We start from the raw sequence: 25,762 nt of genomic DNA, 5'->3' as shown, positions 1-25,762 counted from the left end.
GTCATACCCCTACCTGATGCGCCTATCGGAACACTACAACCCAGCGCCACGATTAGTCCTCAAGGCCCTATCCGTGTTTAACTTGACCGTTCGTTCAAGTTAAACCGGCAGTTCGCTGCCCGCTCACAACAGGAGGCTTGCCTTTGCTGAGTCCGAGATATCCAGCCATGCTCCATCCCCTTGAGGTGCTCGCCGCATGAGTACCTCCGCGACCCCGCCAAGCGGCCTGATCCGCATGAATCCGCCGGTGTTCTACTTCGCCGCGACCTTTATCCTGCTGTTCGGCCTGGTGGTCATCTGCCTACCCCAAGCCGCAGGGCAATGGCTGCTGGCGGCACAGAACTGGGCGGCCGATACGGTCGGCTGGTATTACCTGCTGGCGATGACCCTGTACCTGGTCTTCGTGGTGGTCACCGCCTTGTCCGGCTACGGCAAGATCAAGCTCGGTGCCGACCACGACGAACCCGAGTTCAGCTACCTGTCTTGGGCCGGCATGCTGTTCGCCGCCGGGATCAGCATCACGCTGTTCTTCTTTTGCGTCTCCGAACCCCTGACCCACATGCTCGTACCGCCCCAGGGCGAAGCCGGCGACCTCGCCGGTACAAGCGCCGCGGCGCGCCAGGCGATGCAGATCCTATTCCTGCACTGGGGTTTGCACGGCTGGGGAGTGTTCGCCTTCGTCGGCATGGCCCTGGCCTACTTCGCCTATCGGTACAACCTGCCGCTGGCGCTGCGTTCGGCGCTCTACCCGCTGATCGGCAAACGCATCAACGGGCCTATCGGCTACGCCGTGGACGGCTTCGGCATCATCGCCACGGTATTCGGCCTCGGCGCCGACATGGGCTTCGGCGTACTGCACCTCAACTCAGGCCTGGACTACCTGTTCAACGTGCCCCATAGCCAGTGGATCCAGGTCGGGCTGATCACGCTGATGATGGGCGCGGCGATCCTGGTGGCCGTAGCCGGTGTCGACAAGGGTGTGCGGGTGATGTCCGACATCAACATGCTGCTGGCCTGCGCGCTGCTGCTGTTCGTGCTGTTCGCCGGGCCCACCCAGCATCTGCTCAACACCCTGATCCAAAACCTGGGCGACTACCTCGGGGCCCTGCCGACCAAGAGCTTCGACCTCTACGCCTACGACAAGCCCAGCGATTGGCTGGGCGGCTGGACGGTGTTCTATTGGGCCTGGTGGATTGCCTGGTCGCCGTTCGTGGGTCTGTTCATTGCGCGGATTTCCCGTGGTCGGACGATTCGCGAATTCGTCTTCGGCGTGCTGCTGATCCCGTTGGGCTTCACCTTGGCGTGGATGTCGATCTTCGGCAATAGCGCCATCGATCAGGTGCTCAACCACGGCATGAGCGCCCTCGGCCAGTCCGCCATCGATGATCCGTCGCGAACCCTGTACCTGCTGCTGGAAACCTACCCCTGGAGCAAGACGGTGATCGCCGTCACGGTGTTTATCAGCTTCGTGTTCTTCGTCACCTCGGCCGACTCCGGCACCGTGGTGCTCTCGACCCTCTCGGCACGTGGCGCCAGCGCCGATGAGGACGGGCCGAAATGGCTGCGGGTATTCTGGGGCGCGATGATCGCGCTAGTCACCAGTGCGCTGCTGTTTTCCGGCAGTATCGACGCGCTGAAATCGGCAGTAGTGCTGACCTCGTTGCCGCTCTCGCTGATCCTGCTGTTGATGATGTGGGGACTGCATAAGGCCTTCTATCTGGAGTCGCAGAAACGCATTGCCCAACTGCATTCGCTGGCACCGGTCTCCGGCTCGCCACGCGGCAAGGGCGGCTGGCGCCAGCGCTTGAGCCAGGCGGTGCATTTCCCGTCGCGGGACGAGGTCTATCGGTTTCTCGACCAGACCGTGCGTCCGGCCATCGAAGAGGTCAGCGCGGTGTTTGTCGAAAAGGGCCTGAACGTGATCACCCAACCCGACCCGGCCAACGATAGCGTCAGCCTGGAAATCGGTCATGGCGACCAGCATCCGTTCGTCTACCAGGTGCAGATGCGCGGCTACTTCACGCCCTCCTTCGCCCGTGGTGGCATGGGTCCCAAGGAATTGCGCAACCGGCGCTACTACCGTGCCGAGGTCCACCTGAGCGAGGGCAGCCAGGACTACGACTTGATGGGCTACAGCAAGGACCAGATCATCAACGACATCCTCGACCAGTACGAACGGCACATGCAGTTCCTGCACCTGGTGCGCTGACACGGCGCTCGCCTGGTGGCCTGTACGGTTAGGGTGAGCTCAAGTTCGTCTGCCACACGTCCCTGGCCAGGGCGCCGTGACCAGTCATAGCCCGCCATGGCAAGGAACGGCAACGCGGGCCAGGGACGTGTGGCACCGAAATTGACTCACAGAACTCACCACACTGGCCACTAAACCTTGTCCAGCAGCATGAACAGGGCCATAGCGATGGCTGGCAAGCCGAAAATGACCAGGGCAATCACCAGTTCGGAAATCACCGGCTGATGAGCGATGATCACGCCAATGACACCATTGAGGATCGTCGCCAGCAACCACATGCCGAGGAAGCCGAACCCCAGGGTCTGCCGGCTGATGCCCAGACGCTGGCCGAAGAACAGCGTACAGCCCAGCAGGACCAGACCGACGGTGAGGATGATGACGCTGTGCATGGGGATATCCTCCGCAAGCTACATCCGGTCGTTCCCATACTTCGCACGGGAACGACCATGAGTTATTCAAAACCGGGCGTACCGCCTCACCCCCCTGATTAACACTGTAGATCGAAACCCGCCCCTCAACAGTCGCCGATGCGCCACCGCTCCTCCAGGCCAATGCACAGAAATATCTCAGCCAGCACCTTACCCACGGCACCGACATATGTCGCCGAGGGCGTGGATGTTTGTGGACCGGATAAACGAAATTTTTTGCAAAAGCGCACTGATCAACTGTGCTTCCACCGGGGAAATTGTCGTTATTGGAACATTCAATTCGTACAAATTCATACCATGTAGCACATGTATACACTCGTGAATGTATGAAATTTCAGGTTTTACTTGCCTAAAGTCAGCTACCTACCTCGTGAAGAAAGTAAGTAGATATGTACTAAATCGTACTGACAAAAAATTATGGAACACCGGCCTCATCGCACATCGGTCGCTTATCGTCAGGAGAGTCGCTGCTCATTCAATCCGGACGTCTTCACGGGCCGAGGAAAAGCCGGCACGACACGTCGAGGACGATGAAACGTTTCAGCCAACGCTCGAACTGGGTTGGCTTGATCTTTCTTCGGCGTATGCTGAGCAGCTTCGCCCCCACAAGAGCGATGTCGTGCCCGAGGGAAGCGGGACAGCCCGCGAGATGTCACTGCGCAATGAGAGAGGACTCGATGACTTACCAAGCTGCCGAAAACCGCTACGACTCCATTCCCTACCGCCGCGTCGGCCGCAGCGGCCTGGTGCTGCCGGCCCTGTCCCTGGGGCTATGGCACAACTTCGGCGATAGCACGCCGATCGACACCCAGCGCGCCCTGCTGCGTACCGCTTTCGACCTGGGCATCAATCATTTCGACCTGGCGAACAACTACGGTCCGCCCTACGGCAGCGCGGAGATCAACTTCGGCCGCCTGTTGCGCGAAGACTTCAAGCAATACCGCGACGAACTGATCATCTCCAGCAAGGCTGGCTGGGATATGTGGCCAGGCCCTTATGGCCAGGGCGGCGGCTCGCGCAAATACGTGCTCGCCAGCCTCGACCAGAGCCTGCAACGGCTGGGCCTGGACTACGTGGATATCTTCTATTCGCACCGCTTCGACCCAGACACCCCACTGGAAGAAACCGCCAGCGCCCTGGCTACCGCCGTGCAGCAGGGCAAGGCGTTGTATATCGGTATCTCGTCGTATTCCGGCGTCAAGACCCGCGAGATCGCTGCACTGCTGAAAGAATGGAAAGTACCGCTACTGATTCATCAGCCAGCCTACAACCTGCTCAACCGCTGGGTGGAAAAGGATCTGCTAGACGCCGTCGAAGAGCTGGGCGCTGGCGTGATCGCCTTTACCCCGCTGGCCCAGGGCTTGCTCACCGACAAGTACCTCAACGGCGTGCCGAACGATGCGCGGGTCAATCGTCCGGGCGGCGGTTCGTTGCAAGCCTCGCACCTGAGCGAAGCGAATATCGGCCACGTGCGGGCACTCAACGAGATCGCCCGGCGTCGCGGCCAGAGTCTGGCGCAACTGGCCCTGGCCTGGACCTTGCGTGATCCTCGGGTGACCTCGGCACTGATCGGTGCCAGCCGGCCGGAACAGATCATCGAGAATGTCGGCGCACTGAAAAACCTGAGTTTCACTCAGGAAGAACTGGCGGAAATCGACCGGTTTGCCCAGGAAGGCGGAATCAACTTGTGGGAGAAACCGTCGACGGCGGAGTGATTTCGGCGTTTGCCGACACTCTCGTGCTGGCGAAACCTCAGCCCAGGCAGCGTCGTCGCTGTGCATGAAACTCCACAGCATCTGGCCGTCTTTCAACGTGACGCTTACGAGCATCTGACGTTTGGACTCGTAGGCGCCAATGAAGGCAAGACGGTAGATGTCATCGGTAACAGCAAAAGTCCACCTCTCTTGCAGACCTCTCGATCCACTGGGAGCAAGCACCTTTGCCCTGGCAATTCCCATCCTCACCAAAGACTCTCCCTCACGATCAATCTTCCCGCTGCGGCTCGCGAATCCGATACCACGCCACATACAGCGCCGGCAGGAACATCAGCGTCAGCACCGTCGCCACCACGATCCCACCGATCATCGCGTAGGCCATCGGCCCCCAGAACACCTCCCGAGCAATCGGGATCATCCCCAGACTCGCCGCCGCCGCTGTCAGCAGGATCGGCCGACGCCGATGTTCCGTTGCCTGCACCACCGCCTCCCAGGGTTCGTAGCCGTTGCGTTCGTATTCGTCGATCTGGGTCACCAGGATCACCGAGTTGCGGATGATGATGCCGATCAGCGCGAGGATCCCGAGAATCGCCACAAAGCCCATTGGCGTGCCTGTCGGCACCAGCGCCAGGACCACGCCGATCAGCCCCAGCGGCGCGACACTGGCCACTAGGAACATCTTCTGCACACTGTGCAGCTGGATCATCAGGAAAGTCGCCATCAGGAACAGCATCAGCGGCACTACTTTGGCAATCGGGCCCTGGGCCTTGCCGCTCTCTTCCACCGTGCCGCCGGTGACCACCTTGTAGCCCACCGGCAAGCCAGCCGAGAACTTGTCGATCTCGGGCTGCAGTTGCCGGACCAGATCGGTCGGCTGGATACCCCCCCGGACACCGGACTTGAGGGTGATGGTCGGCAGCCGGTCACGCCGCCAGACCAGCGGCTGCTCCAGCTCATAACGCACCGTGGCGAATGCCAGCAACGGAATCGAGGTGCCACCGGGGGTGACGATCTGCAGGTTCTGCAGGGTTTCCGGGGTGCTCCGCTCGCTGTCCAGCGCACGCCCGACCACGTTGATCAGGTAGATATCGTCCTTGACCTGAGTGATCGGCGAACCGCTGACGATGCTGTTCATCAGCTTCGCCACATCCTCGGAGGACAAGCCGAACTGACGCGCCTTGTCCTGGGCGATATCGATGCGCAGCACCTTGCCCGGCTCGTTCCAATCGTAGATGGTCTCGCCGACGTAGCGGTTTTTGTTGAGGATGGTCGCCAATTCGATGGCATGTTTGCGCACCTGATCGATGTCCTTGCCGCTGATCCGATACTGCAATGGCCGCCCCACCGGCGGCCCCATTTCCAGGGTCTGGACAAAGCTGCCGATGCCGACGAAGTCCTCCCGCAAGCGCTTGTTCAAGCGGTCCATCAGCGCCGCCCGTTGCTCCAACCCCTTGCTGACGATGATCAACTGGGCGTAGTAGGGGTTCTGCAATTGCTGGTCGAGGGGCAGATAGAAACGGATCGCGCCCTCGCCGATATAGCTGCTCCAGCGCAGGATATCCGGATCGTCCTTGAGACCGGCCTCAAGCCTGTCCACCGCCTTGCGTGTTTCGTGGATCGAGGCGTTTTGGGGCAGGTTGAGATCGACGAGGATTTCCGGGCGATCCGAAGACGGAAAGAACTGGTTCTGCACGAAGCGCATGCAGAACACCGACAGCGCGAAGATCAGCACCGTGAGACCGATAGCCCACCAGCGGTTACGCAGCGACCAGAGCAGCCCGGCATTAAAGGCCTGAGCAACACGCCCGGTCTGCGGGTTGTGCCCGTTCACTTTGTCACTGAGGATATGTACGCCGATCACCGGCGCGAACAACACCGCGACGACCCACGACGCCAGCATCGCCACCGCGATCACCGCAAACAGGCTGAAAGTATATTCCCCCGCCGAGCTGGCATTGAGGCCAATGGGCACGAAACCAGCCACCGTGACCAGGGTGCCAGTGAGCATCGGGAAGGCCGTGGAAGTGTAGGCGAAGGTCGCCGCCTGTTCCTTGCTATCGCCCTTCTCCAGTCGCGTGACCATCATTTCCACGGTGATCATTGCATCGTCCACCAACAGGCCGAGGGCAATGATCAGCGCACCGAGGGAAATCCGCTGCATGGTGATGCCGCTGTACTCCATAAACACGAAGACCATCGCCAACACCAGCGGGATCGAGCAAGCCACCACCAGGCCGGCACGCAGGCCAAGGGCGATAAAGCTCACCACCAGCACGATGATCACCGCTTCGAACAAGGCGCTGGTAAAGCCGCCGACGGCCTTTTCCACCACCTCGGCCTGGTCGGAGACCCTGTGTACGCCGACGCCCACCGGCAATTCAGTGGTCAGCCTGTCCATGCGTTCGTGCAGGCGCCTGCCAAAGTCCTGGATGTTGCCACCCTTCTTCATGGCGATGGCCAGGCCGATGGCCGACTGGCCGTTGTAGCGGAACAGCGGGGTCGGCGGGTCGACGTAGCCGCGGCTGATCTCGGCGATATCCGCCAGACGGTAAAAACGATCGTTGAGCTTGAGATTGACCGCTTCCAGGTCCTTTTCCGAAGCGTATTGCCCGGAGGCCCGCACCGAGATCCGCTCGGGCCCGGCTTCGATCACCCCAGCCGGCGTCACCGCGTTCTGCGTTTGCAGGCTCTGCACCACCTGGCGCTGGTCGATGCCCAGGGCGGCCAGCTTGCGGGTGGAGAAGTGCAGATAGAGCACTTCGTTCTGCTCACCGATCATCTCGATCTTGCCCAATCCCGGCACGTCGCGGATCTGCGCCCGCACTTGCTCCACGTAGTCGCGTAGCTGGCGCATGCTCAGACCGTCGCCGGTAAAGGCATAAATCGAACCGAACACATCGCCGAACTCATCGTTGAACCCCGGTCCCTGGATACCCTGGGGGAAGTCGCCGCGAATATCGTCGATCTTCTTGCGCACCTGATACCAGATCTGCGGGATGTCCTTGCCGCTGGTGGTGTCGCGCAGAAACACGAACACTGTCGATTCGCCGGGTCGGGTGTAGCTTTTCACATAGTCGAGGGAGTCCAGCTCCTCGAGTTTTTTCTCGATGCGGTCGGTGACCTGCTGCAAGGTTTCATCCACCGTAGCGCCCGGCCATCTGGTTTGGATGATCATGGTCTTGATGGTGAAGGACGGGTCTTCCTCGCGCCCCAAGTTGATGTAGGAAAACACCCCCATCAGCAACGCGACGAACATCAGGTACCAAACGAACGACGAGTGCTTGAGAGCCCACTCGGACAAGTTGAAGCTCCCTTTCATTGTGGGTGTTCCTCGTCGATTTTGACTTTCTGTCCAGGCTTGAGACTGTTCACCCCGGCACTCACCACTTTCTCGCCGGTCCTGATCCCCGACACCAGCAACGTCGTCTCGCCTTCGCGGCTAAGCACTTGGACATCGCGGAGCGAGACGGTGTGGGTTTGCGGGTCGATGATCCAGATCTGCGCCTTGTCCTGGTCTTTGCGCAGGGCCGACACTGGCAACCGAGTGCGCGGCTCGATGGCTGAACTCAAGGTAACGCTGATGGAGCTGCCCAAGCGGAACGCCGCCGGAGTCTCGGCCAGGGTCAGGCGAGCCCGCCGGGTCCGCGTGGCGCTGTCGGCCTGGGGTTCGATTTCCCGCAGCCGCGCGGTGGTGTTGACGCTCGGATCGAGCTGGCTGGCGACACGCAGCTCGACGTCTTCGCCGAGTCGCTCGGCCAGTGCCGCCGGCAGGTCGATCACCGCTTCCTTGATATCCGGGCGCGCCAGAGTGACCACTTCCTGGCCGGCATTGACCACCTGACCGGCCTCGACTTTCCAGTCGGTCACCACGGCGGCGTGGTCGCTGTGCAGCTCGGTATAAGCTAATTGATCCTTAGCCTGGCTGAGCGAGGCACGGGCCTGTTCGAGGGAGGCGCCGGTGGTCTTCAGATCGGTCTGGGCCACATCCAGCTGGGCCTGAGCGCCGACGCCACGGTCGAACAATTCCTGCTGGCGGCGAGCATTGGCCTGGACGTTGATCCACTGCGCCTGGATCCGCGATAAATCGCCCTGGGCCGCACGCACGCGATTCTGCTGATCGGTGGGATCAAGGCTCGCCAGCAAGGCATCTCGGGCCACTTCGCTACCGACATCCACATAGCGCCGGGCGATCCGCCCGGCCACCCGGAACCCGAGGGTGCTTTCATAACGGGCCTGGATGCTGCCGGCAAAACGCCCGAGGTGCTGCACCGACTCCGGCTTGACCTCGATAAACAGCACTGGCCGTACCGGCTCGGGTGGCGGCTCCTGCTTCGAACACGCGGCGATCCACAGGCCGCCCAGCAGGACCAGCGACAGACGCATCATGGCCGGGCTCCCGAAGCGGTTGCCGGGGTCGGCCTGGCGATTTCCACCAGCATGCCCGGATGCAGCAATTGCCCGCCGGCGACCACAACATTCTCGCCACCCTCCAGGCCCTCGCTGATCATCACATGACCGGTCAGGTAACGCCCGACCTTGACCCGATGCAGGCTGGCCTGGCCATCGGCATCTACCAGCCACACAGCCGGTTCGCGGCCCTCCTTGGTCAGGGCCGACCAGGGCAACTCGATACTCGACCTGGCCGGCGCCGTGGCGGTGGCGCTGACCACCGAGCCCAGGTCCATGCCCGCCGGCAGCTCGCCCAGGGCCACCTTGACCTGTACCGTCCCGCTCCGGGCCGAGACCGCCGGAGTCACTTCGCGAACCTTGCCCACGGCCTTGATCGTCGGGTTGTCGAGCAGGGTCACGGTGATCGAGCGGTCACCCGGTGGCTCCTCCAACAGCGACTCATAGACATTGAACACCGCGTCGCGTTCGCCATCGCGGGCCAGGGTGAAGATCGGCATAGTCGCCCGTACCACCTGGCCAACCTCGGCCTGGCGGGCGGTGATTACGCCGGGGACCTCGGCGATCAGCGAAGTGTAGCCCAACTGCTTGCGGGCATTGGCGAGCTGGGCCTGGGCCGCCGTCAGGGCGCTCCTGGCGCTGAGCATACCGGCGCGGGCGGCGTCATATTCGCTGTGGCTGGTGTAGCCTTTGGGCAGCAGCTTCTGCTGCCGGGCAAACGCCGCGCTGGTCTGCTGCACCCGCGCCTGCTCAGCGTTGACCTCGGCTTGGGCGCTGTCGACATTGGTTTGCAGATCCTTGGGATCGAGCTTGGCGAGCACTTGGTGGGCCGCAATCCGCGCCCCGACATCGACACCGCGCTGGATGATCTTGCCGCCAACGCGAAATGACAGATCGGTCTGGACCCGGGCCTGGATGTCGCCGGTCAGGGTTACGGCGGCAGCGAAGTCCTTGCGCTGTACCTGCTCGACAAAGACCCGTGGTCGCTCGGGCTCTGGAGGTTGTTCATGGCCGCAACCAGTCAGCAGCGCCACCAGCACCAAGGCTATTTCCCGCTTCACTCGATACCCTTTCACACACACTCCTTCGTGTAATGCTGACACACCATGTCGTTACGACTGTTTAGCGCGAAATGGGGTTCCTTGCGTGCGTGGACAAGACTCTACGAATATTTCCGTGACGAGCAAGCTCGGTAGGGGCAGAGCGGACGGGTACGCAAAGGTCGGCTTATTACAGATGGTGAAATAAACAACGCCGACGCTGCTTGCTCGTCGGCGTTCAAACCTTGACCGGATTATTCGTCAATCAGAATGCCGGCAGTACCGCACCCTTGTACTTCTTATCGATGAACGCTTTCACTTCCGGGCTGGTCAGGGCCTTGGCCAGCTTCTGGATCGCGGCGCTGTCCTTATTGTCCGGACGGGCGACCAGGAAGTTCACGTAAGGCGAGTCGGCGCCTTCGATCAGCAAGGCGTCCTTAGCCGGATTCAGACCCGCTTCCAGTGCATAGTTGGTGTTGATCATATCCAGGTCGACTTGATCCAAAACTCGCGGAAGCAGGGCCGATTCCAGTTCCTTGAACTTGAATTTGTGCGGGTTGCTGGCGATGTCTTTCGGTGTCGATAGGGCGTTGTTTGGGTCCTTGAGTTCGATCAGGCCTTTGCTTTGCAGCAGCAACAGGGCACGACCGGCATTACTGCCTTCGTTCGGAATGGCGATGGTCGCGCCGTCCTTCAATTCGTCCAGGCTCTTGACCTTTCTCGAGTAACCGCCGAAAGGCTCGACATGGACACCGACTACGGTGATCAGGTTGGTGCCCTTGCCCTTGTTGAAACCATCCAGGTACGGCTTGGTCTGAAAGTAGTTGGCGTCCAGGCGTTTCTCGGCAACCTGGGTGTTCGGTTGTACGTAGTCGGTGAAGATCTTGATTTCCAGATCGACGCCCTCTTTGGCGAGGGTCGGCTTGATCAGCTCGAGGATCTCGGCGTGAGGCACCGGCGTTGCCGCTACCACCAGTTTCTCACCGGCCTGAGCCAGGCCCGCGGTCAGAGCAGCCGCCAATGCGGTAAACAACAAAACCTTTTTCATGCAGTGTCCTTATCGAAAATCTTGGTCGTCATTGACGACAGCCAAGGGAAAAGAAGCGCTAGCAAAATGATATCGTTGGTATGGAGTAGAAGATACCGATGCTTTTATTCCAGAACAATATCTTCTATTTGTCTGCATATTCCATTTTATTAATGCCCGGCAGGCGCGATGTTTATGTGTGAGCGAGCTTGCCATCAAGCTTAGCGTTCTGGCCGACTTCTTCATCGGCAAGTCGGCTCTCCAAAAGATCAGGCGCCTGCCTGCTCCAACAACCGTTTGAGCGCCGCCAGTTCCTCGGCGCAACGGCTACCGATCAATTGCTCGACCAGGGCCAACGGCGTTGGCAGGTTCAGATGCTCCGCCAGGATCTCATCGCCGCTGCTCACCAGCAAGGCGAAGTGAATGACGTTTTCCAGCTCACGAGTATTGCCCGGCCAACTGTGACGCTCCAACGCCCGCTGGGCGCCGTCACTGATCAGCGGTACCGACAGGTTCAGGCGCTGACTGTAGATGCCGAGGAAATACTCGGCCAGGGGCAAGATATCGCCGACCCGCTCACGCAACGCCGGCAATTCCAGCCGGCCTTCGCAGAGGTAGTGATAGAGCCGTGGGTGGAATTTCCCCACCGCCACCGCCTGGCCCAGATCGATGCTGGTCGCCGCCACCAAACGCACATCCACCGGGCTGGGCTGCTTCGCGCCCACCCGCGTCACCTCATGGTTTTCCAGGGCCGCCAGCAGCTTGATCTGGATCGGCAGCGGCAGGTCGCCGATCTCATCCAGGTACAGGGTTCCGCCATTGGCCGAGCCGAACCAGCCGGCCCGACTGCTGACTGAACTGCTGTGGGTCCCCACCGCGTAACCGAACAACTCGGCGTCGGCGTAAGTAAGGCTGATGGCGCCGCAGTTGACCGAGACAAATAGCCCGGTACGGTCGCTGGCGCGATGGATATGTCGGGCCAACAGCTCCTTACCGCTGCCGGTTTCGCCGCGGATCAGCACCGGCAGCGCCTTGGGCGCCAGTTGTTCGAGCTCTTCGCGCAACTGGCGCGAACGCGGATCGACGAATACCAGCGCCTTGGCACGGATACTCAGCGGGCTTTTTTCCGCATCGGGAAAGGTCAGCAAAGGCTGGCCGAAGATTTCATGCAGACTCATGACAGACTCCCGCGCCGACCGCCTCGCAGCGGGGACGTTCAAGCAGAGGAAAAAATCAGGCGCGGCGCAGCGAAGGCGCTTCCATACGGGTTTGCAGACGGTACAGGTAGGCAAACCCCTGCTCCCAGCGTTGATGGCCGGAGTTCACATTGATATGCCCGGCGCCACTGAGGATGTCGACTTCGCCGCCCCAGCAATGCGCTAGTTCGAGGGCGCGCGCGGCGCTGACGGCGTCGTCGTTGTCGGAGGCCACGATCTGGCTCGGGAACGGCAGCCGGTCGCCGGGAATCGGGGCAAAATTACGCAACGCCGCGGCGCAGGCATGCCGTTCGACATCGGCCGGCGCCACCAATAAGGCTCCGCGAACCCGCCGCAACAGGTGCAACGGCGCGGATCGCGCCCAATGGGCGACGGCGATGCAACCCAGGCTGTGGGCGATCAAGATCACCGCCGTGTGGTCGGCGGCAACAGCCTCGGCGAGCGCTGCGACCCAATCCTCGCGACGCGGCGTCAGCCAGTCGGCCTGCTCCACTCGCGCACTGTTGGGCAGGCTGTTCTGCCAGTGGGTTTGCCAATGATCTTCTGGCGATCCTTGCCAGCCCGGCACGATCAGATAACGAATCGACTCGTTGCGCATGGGGTACACCTGCTCCAGCGTTTGCGTTCCGGATCAAGTATGAAGGAGAAAGATTGCATTCGTTAAGGAATAAGAATCTATTTATTAAGATCATAAAGAAATATAAAAAAACCTCCACTCCGTTACCATCATGGCCATTCCATCAGCTTATCCGGCAATAAAAAAGAGCCGTACCCTGCCCAGGAGACGGCCCAAAAAACTCAAGTAGCGGTTGCGTTCAGCGCGCGGTGATCACCGACAATTTGCTGATTCCGGCCCGCTCGATGGACGCCATGGCCCGCGCCACTTCGCCGTAGTTCACCGCGTTGTCGGCCTGCAGTTGCACCCGTAGGTCCGGGTCCTTGGCCTTGGCTGCCTGGAGACTGAGCTCCAGCAGCTGTGGCTTGATTTCGTCCTTGTCGATAAACCACTTGCCGGCCCCGTCGATACTCACCACCAACGCGTCCTTCTGCGTCACCGGCGCTACGGCTTCGGTCTTGGGCAGGTTGATCGCAATGGCGTTAGTCAGCAGCGGCGCGGTAACGATAAACACCACCAGTAGCACCAGCATGACATCCACCAGCGGCGTGACGTTGATTTCGCTGAGCACCTCATCACTGTCTTGGATGGAAAAGGCCATGTCAGGACGCCTCCTTCACTTTCTGCGTAATGCTCAGGCCAGTACTCTTGTTGGCCGTCGGATGGACCAGTAGCCGAAACGAACTCTTCTGCGCAAGGCTATAGAAATCGTGGGCGAAGTCGTCGAGGTCGGCGGCAGTGAGTTTCAGGCGACGCAGGAAGTAGTTGTAGACCAACACCGCAGGCACCGCGACAGCAATCCCCACCCCGGTCGCCACCAGCGCGGCACCGATCGGTCCGGCCACGGTTTCCAGGCTCGCGGAACCGGCGGCGCTGATGCCTTTGAGGGCCTCCATGATCCCCCACACGGTGCCGAACAGGCCAATGAACGGCGAAGTACTGCCGATACTGGCAACCACCGCCAGACCGGTTTCCAGGGCACGACGCTCACGCACGATCTGCTGGCGCAGGGCACGTTCCAGGCGGTCCTGGTGATTGATCGCCTGGCTCAGACCAGCGACCTGTGGCGCCTCGCCGACCTGGATCGCGGCATAGCCGGCCTGGGCCACGCGGGCGGCGGCACCAGGCAGGGTATCGCTCAGCTCGACCGCCGAGTCGAGGCTGGAGGCCGCCCAGAACTGTTTGTGGAACGTGCGATCCTGGCCCTTCAAGCGAGCGAACTGCACGACCTTGAGCAGGGTCAGGCCCCAAGTGGCGACGGAAAAGACCATCAGCAGCCAGATCACCGCGCTTTCGATGGATTGGAGTGGAGATGCCAGTAACGTCATAATAGGTTCCCTCTGTAAAAACGTTCAGCGCGTTGGCTGCCGATCAGTGGATCTTGAAATCGATGGGTACGCTGACCCAGCCGACCTGGGCGACATCGCCCTGTTTGGCCGGGACAAAGCGCCAACGCTTCACCGCCGCCAGGGCAGCCTGGTCGAGTTGCTCGCGACCACTGCTTTGCTGAATCTGGATCTCGCCCGGTGTACCGCTGGCCAGCACTTGGACCCGTAGCAACACCGTGCCTTCCCAGCCGCGCCGCTGGGCCAGCGCCGGATACTCCGGCGCCGGGTTCTTCAGGTAGGCGGCGCTGGCCGAAGCCGGGGTCACCGGGGCCGGGCTGGGCGGAGCCGGTGGCGCGGGTGGCTCCGTCGGTTGTGGCGATACCGGCGGCTGTTCGACCGGCTTTGGCACTGGCTTAGGCTCAGGCTTGGGTACCGGTTTGGGCGTCGATATGGGCTTGGCGATGGGTTTAGGCGGTGGCTTTGCCGCCAGTTCGTCAACTACCGGCGGTGGCGGCTCGACCACCGATGGAGGTGGCGACACGGGCGGCGGCGGTTGAACCACGGGCGGTGACGGCTGGGAAAACTCAATGGTCATCGGCGGGATTTGCGGCGGCACCACCACCAGCACCGGCGCCTGTTTCTGGCTCAGCCAGTAGACCACCGCGCCATGCAGCGCCAGCGCGAATACACCGAGCAAGATTGCCTCGCGTCGACTGAGGATGCCCTTGGGCACTTTCTGCAGACGCAGTTGCTCCAGCGGCGCGTGATGGGGTCGACCGAGATCGAGCAACTCGCCACTCGGCGCTTGAGGTCTGCGCACCTCATATGCACTGGCTGCGATCTGGACATTGCCCATGAAATAACTCCCGCGTTCTTCAGCAAAAAATCCTCGAAGCATGTCTGGCACGCATCGAGAGAGCCGATGATCCATGGAGATCACTTAGGTCATAAAGTAATATTTGAAGTTATAAATATTGCGAAAAGGAATATCAAATCCAAACCTCCCGCTCAAGGCCGCGTGTTTCAAGGGTTGCAGCGATGCCCTTGAAAAACCATGCTTTTCAAGCATTGAAAATATTCCCCGAAGGCATCCTCCAGCCACGGCGAGACACCCAACTGACCATGGTTGAAGTTTCTCGTCAGTCCTTTATATTCAATTTCGATCTAATAGACGCTAAAATTCTTCATTGACCGAATAATAGCTTGCATTTAAAACCTCAGGCCTCACTCGTCGCAAATGCCTTCGAGCTATTTTTGGGTGCCGGGAAGTCTATGGATCTTCGCCAACTGCGTTATTTTATCGCCCTCAACGAACATCGCAGTTTTGTCCGCGCAGCGGACGCCATGGGTATCACCCAACCGGCCTTCAGCCGCAGTATCCAGGGGTTGGAACAAGAGTTCGGCTGTGTGTTGGTGAACCGTGGCAGTAAGGACCTCCACCCGACGCCCGAAGGTCAGATGGTGTTGCAACACGCCCTGCCTCTGGTCCAGGGCGCGGCGCGGCTGAGCGCCGAAGTGACCCAGATGAGCAAGTTCGACGCCGGCGAACTGCGCTTCGGTTGCGGCCCAGCGCCGGCGGTGAAACTGGTGCCGGAAGCGGTAGCACGGTTTATCCACGCCCACCCGAAAGTGCGCACCCGATTCCGGGTGGATAATTGGGAACAACTCAGCCGCAGCCTGAGTCGCGAAGAAATAGAATTTTTTATCGCCGACATCCGTCATTTCGAAGCCGACCCGAATTTCCAGACCCAGGCACTGACGCCCAGGCGTGGCGTATTTTTCTGCCGTCTCGAACACCCGTTGCTGGCCAAGAACAGCTTGTCGACCAACGATATGTTCGACTATCCACTGGCGACCGCGCTGATCGCGCCAGGCATTCGCAAGCTGCTGGCAAACCTCAGCGGGCGCACCGATTTTTCGCCGCATATCGAGACCGAACATTTTCCCGCGCTGGTGAAAATCGTGCGCCAGTCCAATGCGATTGGCGTCGGTACTCATGAGGCGTTTGTCGAGGATGCGGCACAGGATTCGCTGGTGCTGCTGCATTGGCGCAACCTGGCGCCGAACATCGAGAGCCTGCAGGCCCGTTGCGCGATTGTCAGCCGCACCGGGTTCCGGCTATCGCCAGCGGCGCAGGCGATGATCCAGACGTTAGTGGCGCTGGACCGTCAGGAAGATTATGCCGCGCTCTAGTGGCCTGTACGATCAGTTCAATGTCGACGCCTTTCAGGCACTCGCCGCCGCCCGCAGGCGCTTCAGGTCGAGAATTTCGATTTCACCCTGGTTCAGGTCGATGATGCCCTCGTCTCGCAGGCCCTGGAAAATCTGCCGGCTGCTCTGGCGCGACAACGACAGCATCGCCGCCAGTTGGTCCTGGGCCAACGGGATCAGTTGCCGCGACTGATTGAGTTCACCATAGCCTTCGGCGATCAGCAGCAACCGATGCGCCAGGCGCACAGCCGTCGGTAGCCGGCTCAACTGTTCCAGGCCGATAAAGGTCAGGCACAGCTTCTGGCTCATCAGCAAAGCAAAATGCCGCCAATATTCCGGGTGCTCTTGCAGCAGTTCCAACAAGACATCCTGGCGCACGTGTAGCAGGATGGTGTGGCCTACCGCGTAGGCATCATGGGTGCGCGGCAACCCATCGAACAAGGAAATCTCGCCGAACCAGTACGGCAATTCGATCCGGCTCGGCGCCACTGCGTTGCTTTTTGCACTGACGGCACCGACCCGTACCGAGCCTTCGAGGACCGCATACAGGCCGCAGGGCGGGTCACCACGCTTGAACAGACACTGCCCCGGCGTCAGGCGCCGTCCCTTGGCCGTGGCCACCAGGCTATCCTGCAGGTAAGCAGGCAGGTTGCTGAACCAGTGGCCCGTCAGCAGGCGCGAGCGCCAGGCAGATACGTCCATGAGAACTCCAAAACGATTGTCGTTTAGCCGACAGCGCAAAATTTCCGGCCGGGAATGATTCCATCACCCTACAGGAGGAATAGTAATGAGAAACCTCCCGGAGCCTCTCAGTCAATACGCGGCGTACCGCCGCGATTGGCGCACTATCGCCAGTCACTTCCTCGATACCGCGCAGGTCCTGGGCGCCGTCGCGGTGCTGCCGTCAGGGCCAGGATGGCCAGTGGCCGGGCCCTGGATGATCCCTTTGGCTTTTTTGGCGGCGGCGTTGGCGGGCTCTATCTGCGTCCCGAAGTGACCTTGGGGCTGCCGATAACGGGCTGCTCGACCTATCCGTTTGGCTGGGCCAAATATCGGCCATCGAGCACGATGGTCTGGTTGAGCAGCGGCGTCGGCCTGTTTGTGCTCAGTTGGGCGATCCGGCTTGTCGCAACGCCCCCTTCAGAACAACCGGATACTGACCAGTCTCTCTCAGACCTTGGGCTTGAAGAACAGCGTCTCGCCCCGCGCCAGACCGATCAGGCTGTCATGGTCCTTCACCACTTCAGCCTCGATCAGTTCACTCTGGCCCTCGACCTTCAGAGTCACCCGGGTGGTCGCGCCCAACGGCCGGATATCGCGAACTTCGGCCGTGTGGTGATCTTCCAGTTCGTGACGCGACAACGACACCTCGTGGGGGCGGAACAACACCGGGTTGTTCTCCCCCAGGTGCAAGCGATTGGAGTCGCCGAGGAAGTGGTAGACGAAATCACTGGCGGGGTTCTCGTACACCTCGCCGGGTGAGCCGATCTGCTCAATCACGCCTTTGTTCATCACCACAATACGATCGGCGACTTCCATCGCTTCTTCCTGGTCGTGGGTCACGAACACCGAAGTCAGATTGATATCTTCATGCAGGCGCGCCAGCCAGCGGCGCAGCTCCTTGCGCACCTTGGCATCCAGCGCACCGAACGGTTCGTCCAGCAGCAGTACCTTGGGCTCCACCGCCAAGGCCCGGGCCAGGGCGATCCGCTGGCGCTGGCCGCCGGACAACTGTTCCGGGTAACGGTCGGACAGCCAGTCCAACTGCACCATGTTCAGCAGTTCATGGACCTTGGTGGCAATCTGGCTTTCGTTCGGGCGCAGGCTCTTCGGCTTCATGCGCAGGCCAAAGGCGACGTTATCGAACACGGTCATATGACGGAACAACGCGTAATGCTGGAACACGAACCCGACGTTGCGATCACGCACATCGTGACCGGAAACGTCTTCGCCGTGGAACACGATGCTGCCGTCATCCGGGGTTTCCAGCCCGGCAATGATCCGCAGCAAAGTGGTCTTGCCGCAGCCGGACGGGCCAAGCAAGGCCACCAGCTCGCCGCTCTGGATGTCCAGGTTGATGCTGTTCAGCGCCTTGAAGGCGTTGAAATTCTTGCTGACATTACGGACTTCGATCGACATGACTTATTCCTCCGCGGCGCTGGCGCGCAGGTGGTTGATTCGGTTTTCGCTCCACTGCTTGAGCAGCAGGATGAAGAGCGCCAGGATCAGCAACAGGCTCGCCACGGCGAACGCGGCCACGTGGTTGTATTCGTTGTAGAGGATCTCGACGTGCAGCGGCAGGGTGTTGGTCACCCCACGAATGTGCCCGGAAACCACCGACACCGCGCCAAACTCGCCCATTGCCCGCGCCGTACACAGCACCACGCCATAGATCAGGCCCCACTTGATATTTGGCACCGTGACATGCCAGAACATCTGCCAGCCGTTGGCGCCCAGCAGCCGCGCCGCCTCCTCTTCCTGGGTGCCCTGCTCCTGCATCAGCGGGATCAGCTCACGGGCGACAAAGGGCACGGTGACAAAGACGGTCGCCAGGATGATGCCCGGCAAGGCAAAAACGATCTGGATATCGTGATCCGCCAGCCACGGGCCGAAAAAGCCCTGAGCGCCGAACATCAGCACATAGACGAGACCGGCGATCACCGGCGAGACCGAGAACGGCAGGTCGATCAGCGTGACCAGCATGCTCTTGCCGCGAAAGCTGTACTTGCTCACACACCAGGCGGCGCTGACGCCGAACACCAGGTTGAGCGGCACTGAGATCAGCACGGCGATCACCGTCAGTTTCAGCGCCGACAGCGCGTCCGGCTCGAAGATCGCAGTGAAGAACGCGCCGAGGCCGAGCTTCAGGCCCTGGGACACCACGATAAACAGCGGCAACAGCAGAAACAGCGCAAAGACCAGCCAGCCGAGACCGATCAGAATCCGCCGCGAAACGGCACTGCCACGCCGGGCGGCGTTGGCCGCGGAGGCGGCGCTTATGGACGATTGGGACATGTTCGCGCCTCCTTATGGGGTTTCGATACGCCGCTGCAGCAAGTTGATCAGCAGCAACAGGACAAAGGAAACCACCAGCATCATCACGCCGATGGACGTCGCGCCGGTGTAGTCGTACTGGTCGAGTTTGACCATGATCAGCAGCGGCAGGATTTCGGTCTTCATCGGCATGTTGCCGGCAATGAAGATCACCGAACCGTACTCACCGACGCCACGGGCAAAGGCCAGGGCGAAGCCAGTCAGCCAGGCGGGCAGCAGCGCGGGCACGAGGATATGCCGGAACACCTGCAAGGGCCTGGCGCCCAGGCAGGCCGCCGCTTCCTCGACTTCCCGAGGAATATCGGCGAGCACCGGTTGCACCGTGCGGACCACGAACGGCAGGGTCACGAAGGTCAGCGCCAGGGTAATGCCCAGCGGCGTGTAGGCGATCTTGAAGCCCAGGTCGGCGGCGAACTGCCCGACCAGGCCAGTCGGCGTGTACAGCGCGGTCAAGGCGATACCGGCGACGGCGGTGGGCAGGGCGAACGGCAGGTCGATCATCGCATCGATGATCTTGCGCCCCGGGAAGGTGTAGCGCACCAGCACCCAGGCCAGCAGTGTACCGATCATGCCATTGATAATCGCCGCATACAGCGCCGTGCCGAAGCTCAGTTTCAGCGCCGCGAGCACCCGAGGCGCCGAAATGATCGCCCAAAACTGCTCCCAAGTGAGTTGGGCGGCATGCACGAACATCGCCGCCAGCGGTATAAGCACAATCAGGCTGAGGTACACCAAGGTGTAGCCCAGCGTCAGCCCGAAGCCGGGTATGACGGGGGAGATACGACGTGACATAGAAGTCCTTGGTTGTGACGCACAAAAGCCCCGAATGAAATCCGGGGCTCCTAGCTCGGCTGACGGTAGGTGACGTTTCAGTTACTGGGCCTGGTAGATCTGGTCGAACACACCACCGTCATTGAAGAATTTCGGTTGCGCCGATTTCCAGCCACCGAAGTCCTTGTCGATGGTCGCCAGGTCCAGTTTCGGGAACTGCTGCTCGTACTTGGCGGCGACTTTCTCGTCACGTGGCCGGTAGAAGTTCTTCGCGGCGATTTCCTGGCCGGCAGGGCTATACAGGTGCTTGAGGTAGGCCTCGGCGATCTCGCTGTTGCCCTTTTTCTCGGCATTCTTGTCGACTACCGCCACCGGTGGCTCGGCAAGGATCGATAGGGAAGGCACGACGATATCGAACTTGTCGGCGCCACCGTCTTCCTTGAGGGCCAGGAACGCTTCGTTTTCCCAGGCCAGCAACACATCGCCCTGCCCGTTGTTAACGAAAGTGATGGTTGAGCCGCGAGCGCCGGTGTCGAGGATCGGCACGTGCTTGAACAGTTCTTTCACGTACTCCTGGGCTTTGGCTTCGCTGCCACCGGCTTTTAGGCCGTAGGCCCAGGCCGCGAGGAAATTCCAGCGCGCGCCGCCGGAAGTTTTCGGATTCGGGGTGATGACCGAGACGTCTTTCTTGATCAGGTCGTTCCAGTCCTTGATGCCCTTGGGATTACCCTTGCGCACCAGGAACACGATGGTCGAGGTGTAAGGTGTGCTGGCGTCCGGTAGGCGTTTCTGCCAGTCCTCGGGCAAGCTCTTGCCGAGCTTGGCGATTTCGTCGATATCGCCGGCTAGCGCCAGGGTCACTACGTCGGCACGCAGGCCGTCGATCACAGCGCGGCCTTGCTTGCCGGAACCGCCGTGGGATTGCTGGATCTTCACAGTGTCGACTGGGTGAGCCTGCTTCCAGAAACTGCTGAATTCAGCGTTGTAATCCTGGTACAGCTCACGAGTCGGGTCGTAGGAAACGTTGAGCAGTTCATAATCCTTGGCAACAGCAGCGCCGGCAAATACGGCACTGGTAAGTGCGGCCAGGGCATAACGGCGAATCGACGACATGGTGAAGCTCCCGAAAATTTTTGATGTGTTGGCTTTGTTCTCATGGCGCTTCAAGCCCGGACTCGTGCTTGGCCGCTGCAATTTTTCTGGGGGGCATGAATGACGCCCTCCGGTTGACCAGTCGGGCCTCTGACAACTTCAGAGGGTGATGCGGGGTTCAGCTAGGTTTGTTGCCGGGGGGTTGCAGACGAAACTTTTCCTTGCGCTCAATCTGTACCACCTGAGCGTTGTGGACGGTGATTTCCACCGCGCCAAAACGCAGGTCGCGCAAGGCGTTCTGGATCTCACGCAGAACGGTTGCTTCGTCCTGGCCGTCAACGCTACGCAGAGATGCGCTCATGGTCGTGCTCCTGAAATATGAGTTACCCCGGCAGTGGCGGAACTGCTCATGGTGTTGAGGCAATTTTAGACAGGCGAAGTTATTCTTAAAAATACTATTTAAGAATTTTAATATAACCAAATATTCACAACTGTCGGCCAGTACTCGCCACCCATCCCGCAGCTTCGCCAGTATCGGTCGCCGTTAAATAGCTTCGGCTGTTGCGCCAAGCGCTAATTCTAGAAATGCCTGATGGCCTTACAAATCGGCTGAAATCATAAAGTAGGAAATATCCAGGCACTCTTATCTGCAACAGCGACTGGTTTTCTCTGGTGGCTCGGTGATAATGCGCGGGCTGTTCTTTACTTTATCGAGGGCAATACAGCCTATGTGGTACAACGGTTTTCTTGACTTGTCAGCCTGGCAACTGGTGGCGGTCACTCTGTTGATGACCCACGTGACCATTGTCGGTGTCACGGTCTATCTGCACCGCTATTCGGCCCATCGCTCCCTGGAGCTCAATGCCGGTCTCAAGCACTTCTTTCGTTTCTGGCTGTGGCTGACCACGGCTCAGAACACCCGCGAGTGGACCGCCATCCACCGTAAGCATCATGCAAAATGCGAAACCGTCGATGATCCCCACAGCCCGGTGATCCTCGGCCTCTCCACCGTCCTGCGCACCGGCGCCGAGCTGTACCGGGCCGAAGCCGACAACGCCGAGACCCTGCGCATCTACGGCAAGAACTGCCCGCAAGACTGGATCGAGCGCAACCTCTACTCGCGCTACAAGCTGCTCGGTATCAGCCTGATGGCGGTAATCGACCTGCTACTGTTCGGCGCCATCGGCATCACCATCTGGGCGATCCAGATGATGTGGATCCCGTTCTGGGCCGCGGGCGTGATCAACGGCCTGGGCCACGCGGTCGGCTATCGCAACTTCGAATGCCGTGACGCGGCCACCAACTTGATGCCTTGGGGCATCCTGATCGGCGGCGAAGAGCTGCACAACAACCACCACACCTACCCCAACTCGGCCAAGCTCTCGGTCAAAAAATGGGAGTTCGACCTGGGTTGGGCATGGATCAAGCTCTTCAGCTTCCTGCGTCTGGCCAAGGTGCAACGGACCGCGCCCATCGCCCACCGGGTCGAAGGCAAAGGGCACCTGGACATGGACACCGCCATGGCGATCCTCAACAACCGCTTCCAGATCATGGCCCAATACCGCAAGCTGGTGATCGCGCCGCTGGTAAAACAGGAGCTGACCAAAGTCGATCATTCGGTCCGCCACCGATTCCATCGGGCCAAACGTCTGCTGTCGCGAGAAACCAGCCTGCTCAGCGATAACCACCAGGTACGCATCGAAACCATGCTGGCACACAGCCAGGCACTCAAGGTCATTTACGAGAAGCGCCTGGCCCTGCAACAAATCTGGGTCAAGACCAGCTCGAATGGCCACGACATGCTGGCGGCGATCAAAGATTGGGTCCACGAAGCCGAGGCCAGCGGTATCCAGTCGCTGCGTGACTTCGCCAACCAATTGAAGACTTACTCGTTGCGTCCGTCCCTCGCCTGACACCGTTGATCGGCGCGCTTGGCTTCGAGACGCGCCGTTCGGAACTTAGCGATCATTCTCTTATCTCAAATGCACTTCGCCATCCCGGCGGGTTTTCGGTGTCGCCACGGCTGATACGAACGTGGCACACCCTGTGAGATGCGCCGATGGTCAATAAAAAGCCGAGACCGCCTTCCCTCCAACAGTGGCCTGAAGCCGCTGAAACCCTACTTGCCCTGATGCACGCACAAGGTGAAGTCGCGCGCTTGAGCGAACGCGAACAACTTTTCAGTTCCTTGCTGGTGAGCGTCAACGCCGTGTTATGGGCTTTCGACTGGGAGGCCCGACAGATGCTCTATGTCAGCCCCGCCTACGAACGCATCTTCGGTCGTTCCGCGGGCCTGCTGCTGGCCGATTACAACGAATGGCGCGACAGCATCTACCCCGATGACCTCGACTACGCCGAGCGCAGCCTCGCCCAGGTGCTGGAAAAGGGCGCGGTGGAAGACCGCGAATACCGCATTATCAGTGCCAACAGCGAGATCCGCTGGCTCAGCGACAAGTGCTTCATCGGTCGTCATGCCGAACCGGGGCAGCGGGTGATCGTGGTCGGCATCGCCGAGGACATCACCGAAAAGAAAGTCCTGGAAGATGAGCTGCAACGCCTGGCGACCACCGATGTGCTGACCAGCAGCAGCAATCGCCGGCACTTCTTCGAATGCGCCCACCGTGAGTTCGAGCAAGCCCGCCTGCAAGACTCGCCGCTGGCTTTCCTCTTGCTGGATATCGATGACTTCAAGCGGATCAATGACACCTACGGGCATCCGGAAGGTGACACGGTCCTCCAGAAAATTGCCGAGACAGGGCGTTCGGCGTTGCGCAGCGGCGATCTGTTCGGGCGTATCGGCGGAGAGGAGTTCGCCGCGCTGCTGCCTGGCTGCGCACCGGACATGGCGCAACAGATTGCCGAACGCCTGCAACGAGAGATCCAACGCCTGGCGTTCAGCCATGACGGCGAATACTTCGGCATCACCGTGAGCCAGGGCCTGACCAGCCTGACTCCCGAGGATGAGCTGTTCGACGGGCTCTTCGCCCGAGCAGATAGCGCGATGTACCAAGCCAAGCGCTTGGGCAAGAATCAGATCGTCCTGGCCTGAAGAGACCTGCGAAAATAAAACACCCTGCGAAAGCGTAGCGCTCGCAGGGTGTTGGGGTGATCGTCTGATTACCCGTCGAAGCGGGTCTTTTTTCTCACACATCGCAACTCAAGCGAGTTCGGCGAAGCACTCCTCGATGATCGCCAGGCCTTTGTCCAGTTGCTCGTCCGGCGAGGTCAATGGGACCAACACGCGCAGGACGTTGCCATAGGTGCCGCAGGACAACAGGATCAAACCTTTGTCACGGGCCTTGGCCACTACCTGGGCCACGGCGGCTGCGTTCGGCTTGTGGCTGTCGCCACCTTCGAATAGCTCGATTGCGATCATCGCACCCAGGGCGCGCACGTCACCGATCACCGGGTACTTGGCCTGAATCGCTTTCAAACCGGTCACCAAGCGCTCGCCGACTGCCTTGCAACGTTCCAGCAGGTGCTCTTCCTCGAACACGTCCATCACCGCCAGGGCCGCGGCGCAAGCGATCGGGCTGCCGGCGTAGGTGCCGCCCAAGCCACCGGGAGCAATGGCGTCCATGTACTCGGCTTTGCCGCAGACACCCGCCAGCGGGAAACCGCCAGCAATGGACTTGGCGAAGGTGGTCAGGTCGGCGGCGACGCCCATCTGTTCCATGGCAAAGAAAGTCCCGGTACGACCGGCACCCGTCTGCACCTCGTCGGCAATCAGCAGGATACCGTGCTGGTCGCACAAGACGCGCAGGCGCTGCATAAACGCTTTGGGCGCGACATAGAAGCCGCCTTCGCCCTGTACCGGCTCGATGATGATCGCGGCGATATCACGGGGCTCGGCGTCGTTCTTGAAGATGCGCTCGATGCTGGCAATCGCGTCGTCGATGCTCACGCCATGCAGCTCGTTTGGATACAGCGCACGGAAGATGCCGCCCGGCATCAGGCCCATGCCAGCCGAGTAAGGCGCGACTTTGCCGGTCAGGCCCAGGGTCATCATGGTACGACCGTGATAGGCGCCGGTGAAAGCAATCACGCCGGCGCGCCCCGTGGCGGCACGGGCGATCTTCACGGCGTTCTCGACCGCTTCGGAACCGGTGGTGACCAGCAAGGTTTTTTTCGCGAAATCACCTGGAACCTTGGCGTTCACTTTCTCGCACAGCTCTACGTAGGGTTCGTAGGCCAGGACCTGGAAGCAGGTGTGGGTCAGCTTGTTCAACTGCTCAGTCACGGCAGCGATGATTTTCGGATGCACGTGGCCGGTGTTCAGAACAGCGATACCGCCGGCGAAGTCGATGAACTCACGACCTTCGACGTCGGTCACGGTGGCATTTTTTGCGTGGTCGGCGAAGATCGGGTGGATCTGGCCGACACCGCGAGGGACAGCGGCCTGGCGGCGTTGCATCAAGGATTCGTTGGTCTTGCTCATGGTGTCCTCATTCACCGCTCATCGGGCGGCGCGACTCAAGGAATGCATGGCGGGGAAGCAACTGCGGCAGCATACGATGATCGACTGTCACAGCTTTCCCGGCCACAGAGAAAATTGCGTTCGAAGCACAGCAAGGGACAGCGCTCTCGTGCCCCTTGTGTTTGCAGCAA

The 25,762-nt window shown here is 60.5% G+C and carries 23 protein-coding genes; 6 read left to right on the top strand and 17 right to left on the bottom strand.

Features of this window, described 5'->3' with window-relative positions; translation table 11 throughout:
* The first annotated feature begins 235 nt into the window (after positions 1 to 235).
* Entirely contained in the window at positions 236 to 2,209 is a 1,974-nt protein-coding gene (gene betT / locus BMX68_RS20010; protein ID WP_169316105.1) for a choline transporter BetT, read from the top strand.
* Between the two features lie 170 nt (positions 2,210 to 2,379).
* Here betT and BMX68_RS20005 read toward each other — a convergent pair whose 3' ends face one another.
* Positions 2,380 to 2,637: a hypothetical protein gene (locus tag BMX68_RS20005; RefSeq protein WP_017132586.1), complete on the bottom strand. Its 258-nt coding sequence runs from the start codon at positions 2,635 to 2,637 to the stop codon at positions 2,380 to 2,382.
* Between the two features lie 716 nt (positions 2,638 to 3,353).
* Between BMX68_RS20005 and mgrA the strand changes: the two genes are divergently transcribed.
* A complete protein-coding gene (gene mgrA / locus BMX68_RS20000) occupies positions 3,354 to 4,391 on the top strand; it encodes an L-glyceraldehyde 3-phosphate reductase (protein ID WP_017132587.1) in 1,038 nt (345 codons plus the stop codon).
* 268 nt (positions 4,392 to 4,659) lie between these two features.
* On the opposite strand, the gene BMX68_RS19995 is transcribed toward mgrA, so the two are convergent.
* The 9 genes from BMX68_RS19995 to BMX68_RS19955 form a co-directional block, all read right to left on the bottom strand.
* Entirely contained in the window at positions 4,660 to 7,710 is a 3,051-nt protein-coding gene (locus tag BMX68_RS19995; RefSeq protein WP_017132588.1) for an efflux RND transporter permease subunit, read from the bottom strand.
* Entirely contained in the window at positions 7,707 to 8,777 is a 1,071-nt protein-coding gene (locus tag BMX68_RS19990) for an efflux RND transporter periplasmic adaptor subunit (RefSeq protein ID WP_017132589.1), read from the bottom strand. The genes BMX68_RS19995 and BMX68_RS19990 overlap by 4 nt, the downstream gene beginning before the upstream one ends.
* Positions 8,774 to 9,874 (bottom strand): efflux RND transporter periplasmic adaptor subunit, encoded by a 1,101-nt coding sequence (locus BMX68_RS19985; protein ID WP_026013239.1) that lies wholly within the window; start codon positions 9,872 to 9,874, stop codon positions 8,774 to 8,776. Before BMX68_RS19985 ends, BMX68_RS19990 begins: the two co-directional genes overlap by 4 nt.
* Positions 9,875 to 10,103: 229 nt before the next feature.
* Positions 10,104 to 10,886: a MetQ/NlpA family ABC transporter substrate-binding protein gene (locus BMX68_RS19980; RefSeq protein ID WP_017132591.1), complete on the bottom strand. Its 783-nt coding sequence runs from the start codon at positions 10,884 to 10,886 to the stop codon at positions 10,104 to 10,106.
* Positions 10,887 to 11,134: 248 nt separating this feature from the next.
* Complete coding sequence (locus tag BMX68_RS19975; protein WP_017132592.1) at positions 11,135 to 12,043, bottom strand: sigma 54-interacting transcriptional regulator; 909 nt, start codon at positions 12,041 to 12,043, stop codon at positions 11,135 to 11,137.
* Between the two features lie 55 nt (positions 12,044 to 12,098).
* A complete protein-coding gene (locus BMX68_RS19970; protein ID WP_060783197.1) occupies positions 12,099 to 12,680 on the bottom strand; it encodes an alpha/beta hydrolase in 582 nt (193 codons plus the stop codon).
* 217 nt (positions 12,681 to 12,897) lie between these two features.
* On the bottom strand, positions 12,898 to 13,299 hold the full coding sequence (locus tag BMX68_RS19965; RefSeq protein WP_017132593.1) for an ExbD/TolR family protein: 402 nt from the start codon (positions 13,297 to 13,299) through the stop codon (positions 12,898 to 12,900).
* 1 nt (position 13,300) lies between these two features.
* Positions 13,301 to 14,026, bottom strand: a complete 726-nt coding sequence (locus BMX68_RS19960; RefSeq protein ID WP_017132594.1) for a MotA/TolQ/ExbB proton channel family protein — start codon at positions 14,024 to 14,026, stop codon at positions 13,301 to 13,303.
* A 43-nt stretch (positions 14,027 to 14,069) separates the two neighbouring features.
* Positions 14,070 to 14,882: an energy transducer TonB gene (locus tag BMX68_RS19955; protein ID WP_074862545.1), complete on the bottom strand. Its 813-nt coding sequence runs from the start codon at positions 14,880 to 14,882 to the stop codon at positions 14,070 to 14,072.
* A 416-nt stretch (positions 14,883 to 15,298) separates the two neighbouring features.
* On the opposite strand from BMX68_RS19955, the gene BMX68_RS19950 reads away from it, so the two are divergent.
* Positions 15,299 to 16,219: a LysR family transcriptional regulator gene (locus tag BMX68_RS19950; RefSeq protein WP_017132595.1), complete on the top strand. Its 921-nt coding sequence runs from the start codon at positions 15,299 to 15,301 to the stop codon at positions 16,217 to 16,219.
* 33 nt (positions 16,220 to 16,252) lie between these two features.
* Here the strand turns inward: BMX68_RS19950 and BMX68_RS19945 are convergent, their stop codons facing one another.
* On the bottom strand, positions 16,253 to 16,939 hold the full coding sequence (locus BMX68_RS19945; RefSeq protein ID WP_017132596.1) for a Crp/Fnr family transcriptional regulator: 687 nt from the start codon (positions 16,937 to 16,939) through the stop codon (positions 16,253 to 16,255).
* 85 nt (positions 16,940 to 17,024) lie between these two features.
* Between BMX68_RS19945 and BMX68_RS19940 the strand changes: the two genes are divergently transcribed.
* Positions 17,025 to 17,234, top strand: a complete 210-nt coding sequence (locus BMX68_RS19940; protein WP_017132597.1) for a hypothetical protein — start codon at positions 17,025 to 17,027, stop codon at positions 17,232 to 17,234.
* Positions 17,235 to 17,407: 173 nt separating this feature from the next.
* Here the strand turns inward: BMX68_RS19940 and BMX68_RS19935 are convergent, their stop codons facing one another.
* From BMX68_RS19935 to oscA, 5 genes are all read right to left on the bottom strand, one after another.
* Entirely contained in the window at positions 17,408 to 18,376 is a 969-nt protein-coding gene (locus BMX68_RS19935; RefSeq protein ID WP_017132598.1) for a sulfate/molybdate ABC transporter ATP-binding protein, read from the bottom strand.
* Between the two features lie 3 nt (positions 18,377 to 18,379).
* A complete protein-coding gene (gene cysW, locus BMX68_RS19930; protein WP_017132599.1) occupies positions 18,380 to 19,252 on the bottom strand; it encodes a sulfate ABC transporter permease subunit CysW in 873 nt (290 codons plus the stop codon).
* 12 nt (positions 19,253 to 19,264) lie between these two features.
* Positions 19,265 to 20,083 (bottom strand): sulfate ABC transporter permease subunit CysT, encoded by an 819-nt coding sequence (gene cysT / locus BMX68_RS19925; RefSeq protein ID WP_017132600.1) that lies wholly within the window; start codon positions 20,081 to 20,083, stop codon positions 19,265 to 19,267.
* An 81-nt stretch (positions 20,084 to 20,164) separates the two neighbouring features.
* Positions 20,165 to 21,175: a sulfate ABC transporter substrate-binding protein gene (locus tag BMX68_RS19920; protein ID WP_017132601.1), complete on the bottom strand. Its 1,011-nt coding sequence runs from the start codon at positions 21,173 to 21,175 to the stop codon at positions 20,165 to 20,167.
* Between the two features lie 157 nt (positions 21,176 to 21,332).
* Positions 21,333 to 21,515 carry a sulfur starvation response protein OscA gene (gene oscA / locus BMX68_RS19915; protein ID WP_017132602.1) on the bottom strand — a complete coding sequence of 61 codons (183 nt, stop codon included), beginning with the start codon at positions 21,513 to 21,515 and terminating at the stop codon, positions 21,333 to 21,335.
* 367 nt (positions 21,516 to 21,882) lie between these two features.
* On the opposite strand from oscA, the gene desA reads away from it, so the two are divergent.
* Positions 21,883 to 23,067 (top strand): delta-9 fatty acid desaturase DesA, encoded by a 1,185-nt coding sequence (gene desA, locus BMX68_RS19910; protein WP_017132603.1) that lies wholly within the window; start codon positions 21,883 to 21,885, stop codon positions 23,065 to 23,067.
* A gap of 146 nt (positions 23,068 to 23,213) precedes the next feature.
* Positions 23,214 to 24,203 (top strand): GGDEF domain-containing protein, encoded by a 990-nt coding sequence (locus BMX68_RS19905; protein ID WP_017132604.1) that lies wholly within the window; start codon positions 23,214 to 23,216, stop codon positions 24,201 to 24,203.
* A 108-nt stretch (positions 24,204 to 24,311) separates the two neighbouring features.
* On the opposite strand, the gene gabT is transcribed toward BMX68_RS19905, so the two are convergent.
* A complete protein-coding gene (gabT, locus tag BMX68_RS19900; protein ID WP_017132605.1) occupies positions 24,312 to 25,592 on the bottom strand; it encodes a 4-aminobutyrate--2-oxoglutarate transaminase in 1,281 nt (426 codons plus the stop codon).
* Between the last annotated feature and the right edge of the window lie 170 nt (positions 25,593 to 25,762).

Origin of the sequence: Pseudomonas agarici (assembly GCF_900109755.1) — a bacterium.
Classification (GTDB): Bacteria; Pseudomonadota; Gammaproteobacteria; order Pseudomonadales; family Pseudomonadaceae; genus Aquipseudomonas; species Aquipseudomonas agarici.
Note: the sequence above shows the minus strand (reverse complement) of the source record. Positions and strands in the feature narration are given on the sequence as shown.